Source organism: Duganella alba (assembly GCF_009674495.1).
GTDB classification, from domain to species: domain Bacteria; phylum Pseudomonadota; class Gammaproteobacteria; order Burkholderiales; family Burkholderiaceae_D; genus Rugamonas; species Rugamonas alba.
Map to the genome: position 1 here is coordinate 86049 of NZ_WKJN01000011.1, position 13667 is coordinate 99715.

The window sequence follows — 13667 nt, forward strand, 5'->3', positions numbered from 1 at the left end:
TTTTTTTTTCGCTAAGCTTTCTCTATCATGCGTAGCACCCTGCGTTGACCCTTTCTGGAGTAGCCATGACATCGACCGTATCGCCTACCATCGCCGCCTATGGCGCCTGGCCTTCGACCATCAGCGCCGCGCGCGTGGCGGCCGGGGCGACGCCAATGTCTTCGCTGATGCTGGGCGGTTCCGACGGCAGCGATATCTTCTGGCTGGCCGGCCGCGCGGCGGAAGCGGGGCGCAACACGCTGCTGCGCTACCACGGCGCCACCACCGGGGAACTGACGCCGGCGCCGTTCAATGTGCGCTCGCGGGTGCATGAATACGGCGGCGGCGCCTATGCGGTGGATGGCGAGATGGTCTACTTCTCGCATTTCAAGGACAACTGTGTGTACCGCATGGCCGCCGGTGAGGCGCCAGTGGCGGTCACGCAGGCCGGCAAGCAGCGCTTCGCCGATTTCGTCGTGGACCGCGCGCGCAACCGCCTGATCGGCGTGCGTGAGCTGCATGGCGAGGATGAACACGCGCAGCCAACCAATACCCTCTGCGCGATCGACATCGCCACCGGCGCCGAAACGGTGCTGGTGCAGGGCGCCGACTTCTACTCGTCGCCGCGCCTGTCGCCGGATGGCCGCACGCTGACCTGGCTGAGTTGGGACCATCCGCGCATGCCGTGGCAGGGCACCACGCTGTGGCTGGCCGGTGTGAACGCCGACGGCTCGCTGGCCGCGCCGGTCCGCATCGCCGGCGGCGAAGAGGAATCGATTTGCCAGCCCGAATGGTCGCCGGACAACCTGCTGCACTTCGTCTCCGACCGCAGCGGCTGGTGGAACCTGTACCGCCTGTGCGCCGACCGCCAGCGCATCGAAGGCCTGTGCCCGATGGAAGCCGAATTCGCCTCCCCGCACTGGACCTTCGGCAACAGCATGTACGGCTTCCGCTCGGCCAGCGAAATCATCTGCACCTACATCGACAAGGGCGTGAGCCGCCTGGCGCGCCTGCTGCCGGGCAGCGGCAAGCTGGAAGCCATCGCCAATCCCTACGAGGAAATCCGCGAACTGCGCGTCGGTCCCGGCTACATCGCCATGCTGGCCGGCGGCCCGACCATCCCGATGGAACTGGCGCGCATCGACTTCACCGAAGAAGGCGTGGAAATCCTCGCGCAATCGATTGAAGACCTGCCGGACGAAGCCAACCTCTCGGTCCCGACCAGCATCAGCTACCCAAGCGCGAATGGTCGCACCTCGCACGCCTTCTACTACCCGCCGCGCAACCGCGACGTGCAGGCGCCGGCGGACAGCAAGCCGCCGGTGATCGTCATCAGCCACGGCGGCCCGACCGGCATGACGGTCAACACCCTGAACCTGAAAACGCAGTACTGGACCAGCCGCGGCTTCGGCGTACTGGATGTGAACTACGGCGGCAGCACCGGCTTCGGCCGCGCCTACCGCGACCTGCTCAAGGGCCAGTGGGGCATCGTCGACGTTGAAGACTGCGTGGCCGGCGCCCAGGCGCTGGTGGAGCGCGGCCTGGCCGACGGCGAGCGCCTGATCATCCGTGGCGGCAGCGCCGGCGGCCTGACCACGCTGTGCGCGCTGACCTTCCACGACGTGTTCAAGGCCGGCGCCAGCTATTACGGCGTCTCCGACCTGAAAGGCCTGGACCAGGATTCGCACAAGTTCGAATCGCACTACAATGAATACCTGATCGCGCCGAAAGCGCAAGCCGACGCCATTTACCAGCAACGCTCGCCGATCAACCACACCAACAAACTTTCGCGCCCGATGATCTTCTTCCAGGGCCTGGACGACAAGGTGGTGCCGCCGCAGCAATCGGAAATGATGGTGGACGCGCTGAAGAAACGCGGCATCCCGGTAGAATACGTGCCGCTCGAAGGCGAAGGCCATGGCTTCCGCAAAGCCGAAAACATCATCCGCACGCTGGAAGCGGAACTGAAATTCTATCAAAACATCTTTGGCCTGAATAACGCATGACCGATCCCAAGCTGCTCGCCGAATTCGACGCGCTGCCCTTCAACGAAAAAATGATCCTCGCCCTGCTCGCCCTGATCGGCGAGCCGGCCGGACGCACGCTGGTGCTCGATCACCTGATCCACGCGCGCATTGAATTCGATGACGACGGCAACCTGTACACGGTGGGCACGCTGGACGAAGCCCTGCAAAAACTGGAGCGCCTGGCCTTTATCAGCGTGGTGACGGGACGCGGCTTTGTCTGCAATCCCAAGCTGCGCTGGCCCGCGCTGCGTGCCGCCATCGGCACCCATGCGCTGGAAGACCTGTGCGCCGCCTACGCCGAGCTGGTGCCGATGCGCCAGACCTGGAACAGCATGGAACCGCGCAGCTACCGCGCCGGCATGGCGCGCCTGCGCATGGGCCTGTTGCGCGGCCACGGTCCGCAGCAAATCCAGCAGGTGCTGGCCTTCTGCCTGGGCAGCTACGAGGCGGCGCAGCTGCACCCTGTCGTCGACATCTTCGGCCGGCCGTTCGAGCCGGGCATGATCGCGCTGGTCAACCCGCTGCTGCAGGACGACGTGCTGGCGGTCCTGATGCACAACGCCCAGCATGAACCGGCCACCGCGCCGGCCATCCGCGAATTCTGCGAGATGCACATGCAGCGTCGTCACGGCGATATCAACGCCGAACTGCGCATGGCGATGGCGGAAGACGCGCTGCTGTGCGGCCGCCTGGACGACGCCAAGCGTTATCTGGAACGCACCGCCGGCCCGCAAAGCCAATACCTCGCCAGCGTCATCGTGCTGCTGCGCGGCGCCGCCAGCGCCGCCATCATCGGCTTTGACGCCGCATTGAAAACCCTGCGCCGCGATACCGGCAAGCGCAAACACCTGTTTGCCGGCATGGGCGGCTACCTGTATCTGCTGTCGATGCTGCGCAGCGGCGACGCCAAGCACCTGAAGGCGGCGGAAGCCTACCTCGAAATCGCGGTCAAGCTGCCGAAGAATCATGACAGCTCGGTGCACCAGCAGATCGACATGCTGCGCCAGGTGCGCGCCGGCGTGATGCAGACCGACGCCATCGCCAACCTGGCGTGGGAACCGGGCCTGCAAACGCAGGTGTTCCAGTTCCTGCTGTACTTCTGGCTCTCGCTGCCGCAACTGCAGGAGCGCAAGGAGCAGCTGCAGGAGCTGGTGAAGAACGCCGAGCGCGCCGGCTATATGTTCATCGCCGGCCAGGCTGCGGCGCTGCTGGGCCAGATGGGCGATGCCGAGATGCAGACGCACGCGCAGGCGCTGCGCTCGCGCTTCGGCTTCCCGGATCTGAGCACCTGGTTCGAACGGCAGGAAGGCTGGCAGCGCCAGCTCACCGCGCTGATCAACCTGCACCAGCCCTCCGCACCCGATGCGGCGGGCAGCTCGCGCCTGGTATGGCTGCTGACCTACGATAACCGCCACGGCCTGACCGACATCGTGCCGCTGGAGCAGAAGCGCGATGCGCGCGGCCTGTGGAGCAAGGGCCGCGCCGTGGGTCTGAAGCGCCTGCGCTTCGAATCCGAGCAGTTCGACTTCCTGACGCCGCAGGACATCCGCGCGGCGGAAGCGATCACCGTCGCTCATCGCGGCTACCAGTCCACCGGCCTGACTTACGAGATCGATCCGCAGCGCGCCGCGCCGACGCTGGTGAATCACCCATTGCTGTTCTGGTCCGACCTGCCGGACATGCGCGTCGAGATGCTGTCCGGCGAGCCTGAACTGCTGATCAAGAAAAGCCCCGGCAACCTGGAACTGCGCTTGCAGCCGCCGATTCCGGACGACAGCTCCTCGGTGGTGATCACCAAGGAAACGCCGACCCGCCTGCGCGTGGTCAACATCCTCGACGAGCACCGCCGCATCGCCGCCATCGTCGGTGATGCGCTGAATGTGCCGGCGCACGCGGAACAGCAGGTGCTGTCCGCCATCAGCGCCATCTCGTCGCTGGTGACGGTGCAATCGGAAATCGGCGGCGCCGCGCCGGACATGGAACAGATGGAAGCCGACATGCGCCTGCACCTGCACCTGCTGCCGTACCAGCACGGCCTGAAGATGCAGATCCTGGTGCGGCCGCTGGTCAACGGCGCTTACTACAAGCCGGGTGACGGCGCCGACAGCGTGATAGCCGACATTGGCGGCAAGCCGGTACAGGCGCGCCGCAAGCTGATCGACGAACGCGATGCGGAGCGCGACCTGATCGCCAAATGCCCGGTACTGGAATCGGCGGAGCAGGATCACGGCGAATGGCTGCTCGGCCAGCCGGCGCTGTGCCTGCAACTGTTGGTGGAGTTGCAGGAGCTGGACCCGGCAAGCATCGTCATCGCCTGGCCGGAAGGCGAAAGCTTCCGCGTCACCGCCAAGGTCGAGACCAAGCATCTGCGCCTCGCCATCAAGAGCAACAAGGACTGGTTCGCGGCCAGCGGTGAACTGAAGGTCGATGAAGACAAGGTAATCGACCTGCGCACGCTGCTGGAGATGATGCAGAAGAGCCAGGGCCGCTTCGTGGAGCTGGGCGAGAACCGCTACATGGCGCTCACCGAGGAGCTGTACCGCCGCCTGCAGGAAGTCTCGGCCTATGGCGAGATTACCGCCGACGGCGTGCGCGTGCATCCGCTGGCCTCTTTCGCGCTGGAAGAACTGGCCGACGACGTCGGCGGCCTCAAGTCCGACAAGCTGTGGAAAGAACACCTGGCGCGCATGCAGGAACAGACTGTCTTCGAACCGCAGCTGCCAAGCACCCTGCAGGCGGAGCTGCGCGACTACCAGGTCGAAGGCTACAACTGGCTGTCGCGCCTTGCGCATTGGGGCGTGGGCGCCTGCCTGGCCGACGACATGGGCCTCGGCAAAACGCTGCAGGCGCTGGCGCTGATGCTGTCGCGTGCACCGCAAGGTCCGACGCTGGTGATCGCGCCGACCTCGGTCTGCATGAACTGGATGAGCGAAGCCGCGCGTTTCGCACCGACGCTGAACGTGCAGCTGTTCGGCGCCGGCGACCGCGCCGAAGTGATGAACAACCTGCACGCCTACGACGTGGTGGTGACCAGCTACGGCCTGCTGCAACTGGAGTCCGCATTGTTTGCCGGCGTGCAGTGGAACACCATCGTGCTCGATGAAGCGCAGGCCATCAAGAACGCGGCCACCAAGCGTTCCGCCGCCGTAATGGCGCTGAAGGGCGATTTCCGCATCGCCGTCACCGGCACGCCGCTGGAAAACCACCTCGGCGAATTGTGGAACCTGTTCCGCTTCATCAATCCGGGTCTGCTGGGCAGCATCGAGCAGTTCAACCTGCGCTTCGCCGCGCCGATTGAAAAGCCGCAGGACCACCGCGCCGAACTGGGCGCGCGCAAGCGCCTGCGCCGTTTGATCCAGCCGTTCATCCTGCGCCGCACCAAGGCGCAGGTGCTGACCGAGCTGCCGTCGCGTACCGAGATCACGCTGGAAGTCGATCTGTCAGCCGACGAAACGGCGCTGTACGAATCGCTGCGCCGCGCGGCATTGGAAAACCTGGAAGCGGTCGAAGGACCGGCCGAGAAGAAATCGATCCAGATCCTGGCCGAGATCATGAAGCTGCGCCGCGCCTGCTGCAATCCCAACCTGATCGCGCCGGAACTGAACCTGGCCAGCAGCAAGCTGGCCGCCTTCGCGCATCTGCTGGAAGGCCTGCTGGAGAACAAGCACAAGGTGCTGGTATTCAGCCAGTTCGTCGACCACCTGGCGCTGATCCGCGCGCATCTGGACGCGCAGGGCGTCAGCTATCAGTACCTGGATGGCTCGACCTCCATGGCCGACCGCAAGAAGCGCGTGGATGCCTTCCAGGCCGGCGTCGGCGATGTGTTCCTGATCTCGCTGAAAGCGGGTGGCGTCGGCATCAACCTGACGGCCGCCGACTACGTGATCCACATGGACCCGTGGTGGAATCCGGCGGTGGAAGACCAGGCCTCGGACCGCGCGCACCGCATGGGCCAGTTGCGGCCGGTGACCATCTACCGCCTGGTGGCGCGCCACACCATCGAGGAAGGCATCGTCGACCTGCACCAGCACAAGCGCGACCTGGCCGACAGCCTGCTGGAAGGCAGCGACGTCAGCGGCCGCATGTCGGCCGGCGAAATGTTGGCGATGCTGCAAGAAGGGTTGAAAAAGTAATTCGGCTTGTATCGAGCGCTCTCAAGCGGCCGGATTAGTGATAATCTCCTCCGCTTCAGATACAAGGCTGCATAATGATGATTAAGACAAGATTTGCATTGGCTGCGCTGATGGCGGCTCTTGCCGCCGCGCCAGCCGGCGCCGCCACACACCACCACAAGGCTGCTCCCACCAAGAAAAGCAGCGCCAAGGCCAGCACCAGCAAGGCCAAGAGCACCAAATCCACCAAGAGCAAAGGCAAGGCCAGCGCCAAGTCGTCCGGCAAGACCAAGGCTGTCGCTGCCGTCGCCGCGGTGCCGGCCCTGAAGGTCGCTTCCGAGCGCTACCAGGACCGCCAGTTCGACAACCTGAGCAACCAGTTCCTCAACGCGCTGTGGCGCATCGATTCGGAAAGCGCGATCTACGCCGGCAAGTACGACACCGCCGCCACGCTGACCGTGTTCGACAAGGCGGAACAGGCCAAGGAACTGGCCTTCATCGACGACTGGAAGCAGCGCCTGACCGCCGTCAACGCCGGCAAGCTGGCGCCCAAGCAGCGCACCGATCTGGCGCTGCTGCTCAACAAGCTTGATGGCGACCGCTTCCGCCTGACCACCTTGCGCGAGTGGGAATGGAATCCGGCCAGCTACAACGTCGCCGGTCCGATCGATCTGATCCTCAATACCGAATACGCGGCCCAGCCGCAGCGCCTGCGCACGCTGCTCAAGCGCATCGCCAGCATTCCGGCTTACTACGACGCGGCGCGCGCCAACATCGTCAATCCGACGCGCGAGCACACCCGCCTGGCGATCGCGCAGGCGCCCGGCGTGCAGGCACTGCTGGCCGAGGTGGACAAGGTGGCGCAGGCGTCGATCCTGACGCCGGTGGAGAAGCAGCAGTACACGCAGCGCGTCAACGCGGCCTTGATGGCGGTCGACGGCTACGTGGCTTTCCTGACCGAGATGGACAAGCAGATGGACACCAGGGGCCGTCGCACTTTCCGTCTGGGCAAGGAGCTGTATGAGCAGAAGTTTGCCTACGATATCCAGTCCGGCAGCACCGCCGAGCAGACCTATCAGAAAGCGCTGGCGGCGCGCGAAGAGCTGCTGGCGAACATGGACAAGCTGTCCGACGAGCTGTGGGACAAGACCATGGGCGGCGCCGCCAAGCCGGCCGACCGCTTTGCCAAGATCGGCATGGTGATCGACAAGCTGTCGGCGCGTCACGTGGCGCGCGAGGATTTCGTCAGCGAGATCAAACGTCAGATTCCGCTGTTGCAGGATTGGGTGATCAGCCGCAACCTGCTGACGCTGGACCCGAACAAGCAGCTGGAAGTGCGCGCGACGCCTGCCTACCAGGCCGGTGTCGCGGGCGCCAGCATCGATGCGCCGGGGCCGTATCGTCCGCAGGACCGCACCTTCTACAACGTCACGCCGCTCGATGGCGCGACGCCGGAAGCGGCCGAAAGCAGCCTGCGCGAGTACAACTACTGGATTCTGCAGATCCTGAATATTCACGAGGCGATTCCGGGCCACTATGCGCAGCTGATCTACGCCAACCGTTCGCCGTCGATCGTCAAATCGATCTTCGGCAATGGCGCGATGGTGGAAGGCTGGGCGGTATATGGCGAGCGCATGATGCTGGAGTCCGGCTACGGCGACAACGCGCCGGAGATGTGGCTCATGTGGTCGAAGTGGAACCTGCGCAGCGTGACCAACACCATTCTCGATTACAGCGTGCATGTGCTGGGCATGACGGAAGAACAGGCCGTCGATCTGCTGCAGCGCCAGGCGTTCCAGACGCATAGCGAGGCGGTGGAGAAATGGCATCGCGTGCAGGTGTCATCGGTGCAGCTGACCAGCTACTTCAGCGGCTACAGCGAGATCATGGAGTTGCGCGAGCAGCGCAAGCAGCAGCTGGGCGCGGGCTTCAACCTGAAGCAGTTCCACGAGCAATTCCTCAGCTACGGCAGCGCGCCGGTGCGCGTGATCAAAGGTTTGATGACGCAGTAGTCCTGCGCTCGCTCAAACAGATGGGCATGTGATTCGATACGATGGGGAACGGCTGTGCGTCAGCCGTTTTCTGCTACGATCAAATTCGGGAGGTATCATGACCATGCCCATTAAATTCGACACCCTGCAGTACACCCAGAGCCTGATTGATGCCGGTATTCCACCGGTACAAGCCGAGGCACAAGCACAGGCCCTCACTCAGGCAATGGACGAAGCCACCGTCGCGCCAAGCGAACTGGTGCTATTGCGAACCGACATGATCGCGCGCATAGAGATGTTGCGCATCGAAATGAACGAAAAATTCGATGCGCTTCGTGCCGAAATGAATGCCAAGCTGGAAGCGCTGGAAGAGCGATTCAATGCCAAGCTGGAAGCGCTGGAAGAGCGATTCAACGCCAAGCTGGAAGCGCTGGAGCAGCGCTTGCGGGCGTATATCGACCGCAAGCTGACTACCGTTTATTGGATGGTGGGAATTTCACTGGCATTGCATGCCGTTACGATCGGCATGCTGGTGCGGGTCATCGACCGGCTGCCCTAGATCAGGCTTTTTCTTCCGGGGCCGTGGACATGCGCACGAACATCGGCGCCACCAGCAGGCCCAGCTCGAACAGCAGGCACATCGGAATCGCCAGCGAGAACATGCTGACCGCATCCGGCGGCGTCACGATAGCCGCCACCACAAACGCGCCAACGATCGCATAAGGACGAATCTCCTTCAGCTTGGCCACCGTCACCAGGCCCATGCGCACCAGGATCACCACCACCACCGGCACCTCGAAGGTCGCGCCAAACGCCAGGCACATCGACATCACGAAATCCAGGTAGTTTTCGATATCCGGCGTCACCGCAATCGACTGCGGCGAAAACTCGGCAATGAACTGGAACACCCGGCCGAACACAAGGAAGTAGCAGAACGCCACGCCCGACATGAACAGCACCGACGACGAAATCACCAGCGGCGCGATCAGGCGCTTCTCGTGCGCATACAGGCCCGGCGCCACAAACGCCCACAGTTGGTACAGCACCCACGGCAACGACAGGATGATGGAAATCACCAGCGTCACCTTCATCGGCACCAGGAACGGCGAGATCACGCCGGTGGCGATCATCTTCGAGCCGACCGGCAGCGAGCGGATCATCGGCTCGGCGATGATGTCGTAGATGTGCGAAGGGCCAGGCCAGATCATCAGGCCGATGCAGACCAGCGCAATGCCGATCGACGCCTTGACCAAACGATCCCGCAGTTCGATCAGGTGAGAGATAAAGGTCTCTTCGCCCTGGTTAGGTGTAGTCATTTAATAGAAGGAGCTGTTGGTAGGACCACGCGGACGGAAGCGGGCCACCCGCGCCGCGCCGGACGTCACGTGCATCTTGCCGCCAGTGCGCTGCTTGTACCAGTTGGGAATGGCCGAATTGCGCACCAGCTTCTTGCGGCGGAACTCGCGCGCCTTGCGCGACAGGTCGTCCGTGGTCACGCTGTTGAACGCGCCATGCGAATACGAGGACGAACTATCCGACAGCGACGACGAGGACGTGTCGGTGAAGGCGTTCTCCACTTCCGCCATATTCTGCGAAATCGAATTCTCCACGTCGGTCTTCACCGCCTGGGCCGCGTCCTGCACTTCTTTTTGCAGGTTCTTCAGCTCTTCCAGCTCGATTTCGCGTGTGACTTCGGATTTCACGTCGTTCAGATAACGCTGGGCGCGACCGTACAGCGTCCCGGCCATGCGCGCCACCTTGGGCAGCTTTTCAGGACCGATGACGACCAGCGCAATCACGCCGATGACAGCAAGTTTGGTAAGACCGAGATCGATCATAAGAAGGCGCTACTTACTTCTTCTCTTTCGCATCGACGTCGATGGTGCCAGGCGCGGCAGGGGCGGCCGGCTTCTCTTCGTCGCCTTTTACGCCATCCTTGAAGCCCTTGACGGCCTTGCCGATATCCGAACCCATATTGCCCAGTTTCTTGGTGCCGAACACCAGCATCACGATAACCAGAACGATCAGCCAGTGCCAAATGCTAAATGAACCCATCATATTCCCCTTGGGAGCGCATGCGCTCCAGATTTATTCGTTGATTCCCAGAACTGCTGCGACAGTATAAGCGATGCGCAGTCTCTGGGGTAAGTGTGGTCGCTCGCCGTTAAATCAACGCTCGCCGCGCCACGGATGCGCGCCGCCGACCACGTGCAGGTGTAAATGGTACACCTCTTGGCCGCCGTCCGGTCCACTGTTGATCACGGTCTTGAAGCCGGCGGCTGGCGCGCCGTCCGCATCATAGCTGACTGCGCAGCCAAATTCCTCTGCCAACCGGGGGGCCAGCGCCAGCATTTTGCCCAGCAGCGCCGGCTCGCCGGCCGCGTCCTGCAGCGTCGAGAAATGTTTCTTTGGAATCACCAGCAGATGCACGGGGGCCGCAGGATTGATGTCCTTGAAGGCCAGCAAGTCCTCGTCCTCATAGACGGTGGTCGAAGGAATTTTCTTTTCGGCTATTTTGCAAAAGATGCAGTTTTCCACTCAGAGGCTCCGATTATTCCAATTATTCTTTACGGGATGCTTTTTCCTCGATGCCGGACACGCCCTCGCGGCGCGCCAGTTCATCGAGCACCTGCTGCGGCTTGAGGTCGAACTGGGCCAGCAGCACCAGCGTATGGAACCACAAGTCGGCCACTTCGTACAGCACCTTGCCGCTGTCGGCGCCGGCGCGCGCATCCTTGGCGGCCATCACGGTTTCGGTGGCTTCCTCGCCGATCTTCTTCAGGATGGCGTCGTCGCCCTTGGCGAACAGCTTGGAGGTATAGGAGGTGGCGGGATCGCCGCCGTTGGCCGGCTTGCGCGATTCGATCACGTCGGCCAGCCGGTCAAGAATGGTGCTCATTTGCCTGCCTTGTAGATATCGGATGGGTCTTTCAGCACCGGCTCGGTGTTCTGCCAGTCGCCTTCCTGCGCGTCGCCTTCGAACTTCTGGAAGAAGCACGAGTGACGGCCGGTATGGCAAGCGATGCCGCCGGCCTGCTCGATTTTCAGCAGCAGCACGTCTTCGTCGCAGTCCAGGCGCACTTCCAGCACCTTCTGCACGTGGCCGGACTCTTCGCCCTTGTGCCACAGCTTCTTGCGCGAACGGCTCCAGTAGACGGCTTCGCCCAGCTCCACCGTCTTGGCCAGCGCCTCGCGGTTCATCCAGGCGAACATTAGCACATCATTGCTGCCCGCTTCCTGGGCGATCACCGGCACCAGGCCGTGTTCGTCCCATTTTACTTTTTTCAGCCAGGCCGCTTTCGGCTGGACGTTGGGGGTATTCATCATGCTGCTCCGTCCAGGCGCATCGGAATGCCCTGTTGCGCCATGAAGCGCTTGGCTTCCTGCACCGAATATTGGCCAAAGTGGAAGATGCTGGCGGCCAGCACCGCGTCGGCCTTGCCCAGCTTGATGCCGTCGGCCAGGTCCTGCAGACCGCCGACGCCGCCGGAAGCGATCACCGGAATGCCGACCGCGTCGGACACGCCGCGCGTCAGACCCAGGTCGAAGCCGGACTTGGTGCCGTCCTTGTCCATGCTGGTCAGCAGGATTTCGCCGGCGCCCAGCTGTTCCATTTTCCGGGCCCATTCGATGGCGTCGATGCCGGTGGCCTTGCGGCCGCCGTGGGTGAACACTTCCCACTTGCCCGGCGAGGTCTGCTTGGCGTCGATCGCCACCACGATGCACTGCGAACCGTGCTTCTGCGAGGCGTCGTACACCAGCTGCGGATTCGACACCGCCGACGAGTTCATGCTGACCTTGTCGGCGCCGGCGTTCAGCAGGCGGCGCACATCGGCCACCTCGCGCACGCCGCCGCCCACCGTCAGCGGAATGAACACCTGCGAAGCGACCGCTTCGATGATGTCCAGGATCAGGCCGCGGTTATCGCTGGTGGCGGTGATGTCGAGGAAGGTCAGTTCGTCGGCGCCCTGCTCGTCGTAGCGGCGCGCGATTTCCACCGGGTCGCCGGCATCGCGCAGCTCGGTGAAATTGACGCCTTTGACGACGCGGCCATCGGTCACGTCGAGGCAGGGGATGATGCGTTTAGCAAGCATTATTCTTCCGTGTCTTCTTCAATCAAGTCACCGCTCAATTCGTCGGCGCGCAGCTGGGCCGATTCCAGATCGATGGTGCCTTCGTAAATCGAACGGCCGCAGATCACGCCTTCGATGCCTTCGTCCTGCACCGCGCACAGCGCTTCGACGTCGGCCAGATTGTGCAGGCCGCCGGAGGCGATCACCGGAATTTTCACGGCTTGCGCCAGCTTGACGGTGGCTTCGATATTCACGCCGCCCATCATGCCGTCGCGGCCGATGTCGGTGTAGATGATCGATTCGACGCCATAGGCTTCGAACTTCTTGGCCAGGTCGATCACTTCGTGGCCGGACATCTTGCTCCAGCCGTCGGTGGCGACCTTGCCGTCCTTGGCGTCCAGGCCGACGATGATGTGGCCGGGGAAGGCGCCGCAGGCGTCGTGCAGGAAGCCCGGCTCTTTCACCGCGGCGGTGCCGATGATGACGTAGGTGATGCCGGCGTCCAGGTAGCGCTCGATGGTGTCGAGGTCGCGGATGCCGCCGCCCAGCTGCACCGGGATTTCGTCCAGGTCGTTTTCTTCCGCGTAGTCCTGCACCGCTTGCAGGATCGCCTTGATGGCCGCCTCGTTCTTCGGCTTGCCGGCGAAGGCGCCGTTCAGGTCGACCAGATGCAGGCGGCGCGCGCCTTGCTTGAGCCAATGCAGGGCCATCTCGGCCGGATCTTCGGAGAATACGGTGGCGAGTTCCATATCGCCTTGTTTCAAGCGAACGCAGTGACCGTCTTTGAGGTCGATGGCAGGAATGAGCAGCATGATGGTTTAAGTTAAATTAAAAAAGGGAATCAAGGGTTCCAGTGAACGAAATTTTTGTACAACTGCAGACCGGTCGCGGCGCTTTTCTCCGGATGGAACTGGGTCGCAAAAATATTATCACGGGCGACCGCGCAACTGAACGCCGCACCGTAGACAGTTTGTCCGACCGTGTGCGCGGCCTGCTCCGGCTGGGCAAAATAGCTGTGCACGAAGTAGAAGTAGGCGTTGTCCGGAATATCCTGCCACATCGGATGAGACGCCGTTTGCCGCACTTGGTTCCAGCCCATTTGCGGCACCTTGAAGCGCGAGCCGTCCTCCTGGGTCTGGCCGTCGAGCTGGAAGCGCACCACCTTGCCGGGCAACAGCCCGAGGCCGGCGGCATTGCCTTCCTCGCTGCCATCAAACAGCATTTGCTCGCCGATGCATACTCCCATCAGGGGGATGGTCTTCGACGCCGCCAGCAGCGCTTCCTGGACACCGGATTCGCGCAGGCTGCGCATGCAGTCCGGCATGGCGCCCTGGCCGGGCAGCACGATGCGGTCGGCGCTCTGGATATCGGCCACTTCGCCGGAAATCAGCACGTTGGCTTCGGGCGCGACGGCGCGCAGCGCTTGCGCGACCGAGCGCAGATTACCCATGCCGTAATCAACTACTACGATTTTTTTCATGGTGT

At 63.0% G+C, this 13667-nt stretch carries 13 protein-coding genes; 4 read left to right on the forward strand and 9 right to left on the reverse strand.

Annotated elements, in window-relative coordinates:
- Positions 1-65 precede the first annotated feature (65 nt).
- The 4 genes from GJ695_RS13275 (at position 66) to GJ695_RS13290 (ending at position 8668) form a co-directional block, all read left to right on the forward strand.
- The gene (locus GJ695_RS13275; RefSeq protein ID WP_154365450.1) at positions 66-1985 is read left to right on the forward strand and encodes a S9 family peptidase; all 1920 of its coding nucleotides are present in this window, start codon (positions 66-68) and stop codon (positions 1983-1985) included.
- On the forward strand, positions 1982-6139 hold the full coding sequence (locus GJ695_RS13280; RefSeq protein ID WP_154365452.1) for a DEAD/DEAH box helicase: 4158 nt from the start codon (positions 1982-1984) through the stop codon (positions 6137-6139). The genes GJ695_RS13275 and GJ695_RS13280 overlap by 4 nt, the downstream gene beginning before the upstream one ends.
- A gap of 77 nt (positions 6140-6216) precedes the next feature.
- Positions 6217-8130 (forward strand): DUF885 domain-containing protein, encoded by a 1914-nt coding sequence (locus tag GJ695_RS13285; RefSeq protein WP_154365614.1) that lies wholly within the window; start codon positions 6217-6219, stop codon positions 8128-8130.
- 97 nt (positions 8131-8227) lie between these two features.
- Entirely contained in the window at positions 8228-8668 is a 441-nt protein-coding gene (locus GJ695_RS13290) for a CCDC90 family protein (RefSeq protein ID WP_154365454.1), read from the forward strand.
- Between the two features lies 1 nt (position 8669).
- Here the strand turns inward: GJ695_RS13290 and tatC are convergent, their stop codons facing one another.
- The 9 genes from tatC to hisH form a co-directional block, all read right to left on the reverse strand.
- A complete protein-coding gene (gene tatC, locus GJ695_RS13295; RefSeq protein WP_154357466.1) occupies positions 8670-9425 on the reverse strand; it encodes a twin-arginine translocase subunit TatC in 756 nt (251 codons plus the stop codon).
- The gene (gene tatB / locus GJ695_RS13300) at positions 9426-9947 is read right to left on the reverse strand and encodes a Sec-independent protein translocase protein TatB (RefSeq protein ID WP_154365456.1); all 522 of its coding nucleotides are present in this window, start codon (positions 9945-9947) and stop codon (positions 9426-9428) included.
- A gap of 13 nt (positions 9948-9960) precedes the next feature.
- Positions 9961-10164, reverse strand: coding sequence for a Sec-independent protein translocase subunit TatA (tatA, locus tag GJ695_RS13305; protein WP_154365616.1), 204 nt, complete (start codon positions 10162-10164; stop codon positions 9961-9963).
- A gap of 114 nt (positions 10165-10278) precedes the next feature.
- Positions 10279-10647, reverse strand: coding sequence for a histidine triad nucleotide-binding protein (locus GJ695_RS13310; RefSeq protein ID WP_166455185.1), 369 nt, complete (start codon positions 10645-10647; stop codon positions 10279-10281).
- A 22-nt stretch (positions 10648-10669) separates the two neighbouring features.
- Positions 10670-11008 (reverse strand): phosphoribosyl-ATP diphosphatase, encoded by a 339-nt coding sequence (locus GJ695_RS13315; RefSeq protein WP_110845880.1) that lies wholly within the window; start codon positions 11006-11008, stop codon positions 10670-10672.
- Complete coding sequence (gene hisI / locus GJ695_RS13320; protein WP_154357606.1) at positions 11005-11433, reverse strand: phosphoribosyl-AMP cyclohydrolase; 429 nt, start codon at positions 11431-11433, stop codon at positions 11005-11007. The genes GJ695_RS13315 and hisI overlap by 4 nt, the downstream gene beginning before the upstream one ends.
- A complete protein-coding gene (gene hisF / locus GJ695_RS13325) occupies positions 11433-12203 on the reverse strand; it encodes an imidazole glycerol phosphate synthase subunit HisF (RefSeq protein WP_154365458.1) in 771 nt (256 codons plus the stop codon). Before hisF ends, hisI begins: the two co-directional genes overlap by 1 nt.
- Complete coding sequence (gene hisA, locus GJ695_RS13330; protein ID WP_154365460.1) at positions 12203-12994, reverse strand: 1-(5-phosphoribosyl)-5-[(5-phosphoribosylamino)methylideneamino]imidazole-4-carboxamide isomerase; 792 nt, start codon at positions 12992-12994, stop codon at positions 12203-12205. Before hisA ends, hisF begins: the two co-directional genes overlap by 1 nt.
- A 29-nt stretch (positions 12995-13023) precedes the next feature.
- Positions 13024-13662, reverse strand: a complete 639-nt coding sequence (hisH, locus tag GJ695_RS13335; RefSeq protein ID WP_154365462.1) for an imidazole glycerol phosphate synthase subunit HisH — start codon at positions 13660-13662, stop codon at positions 13024-13026.
- Between the last annotated feature and the right edge of the window lie 5 nt (positions 13663-13667).

Excerpts from the sequence above, each read along its gene's own strand:
- GJ695_RS13275 (WP_154365450.1), top strand. The coding sequence starts at position 66 with ATGACATCGACCGTATCGCCTACCATCGCCGCCTATGGCGCCTGGCCT.
- GJ695_RS13280 (WP_154365452.1), top strand. The coding sequence starts at position 1,982 with ATGACCGATCCCAAGCTGCTCGCCGAATTCGACGCGCTGCCCTTCAAC.
- GJ695_RS13285 (WP_154365614.1), top strand. The coding sequence starts at position 6,217 with ATGATTAAGACAAGATTTGCATTGGCTGCGCTGATGGCGGCTCTTGCC.
- GJ695_RS13290 (WP_154365454.1), top strand. The coding sequence starts at position 8,228 with ATGACCATGCCCATTAAATTCGACACCCTGCAGTACACCCAGAGCCTG.
- tatC (WP_154357466.1), bottom strand. The coding sequence starts at position 9,425 with ATGACTACACCTAACCAGGGCGAAGAGACCTTTATCTCTCACCTGATC.
- tatB (WP_154365456.1), bottom strand. The coding sequence starts at position 9,947 with ATGATCGATCTCGGTCTTACCAAACTTGCTGTCATCGGCGTGATTGCG.
- tatA (WP_154365616.1), bottom strand. The coding sequence starts at position 10,164 with ATGGGTTCATTTAGCATTTGGCACTGGCTGATCGTTCTGGTTATCGTG.
- GJ695_RS13315 (WP_110845880.1), bottom strand. The coding sequence starts at position 11,008 with ATGAGCACCATTCTTGACCGGCTGGCCGACGTGATCGAATCGCGCAAG.
- hisI (WP_154357606.1), bottom strand. The coding sequence starts at position 11,433 with ATGAATACCCCCAACGTCCAGCCGAAAGCGGCCTGGCTGAAAAAAGTA.
- hisF (WP_154365458.1), bottom strand. The coding sequence starts at position 12,203 with ATGCTTGCTAAACGCATCATCCCCTGCCTCGACGTGACCGATGGCCGC.
- hisA (WP_154365460.1), bottom strand. The coding sequence starts at position 12,994 with ATGCTGCTCATTCCTGCCATCGACCTCAAAGACGGTCACTGCGTTCGC.
- hisH (WP_154365462.1), bottom strand. The coding sequence starts at position 13,662 with ATGAAAAAAATCGTAGTAGTTGATTACGGCATGGGTAATCTGCGCTCG.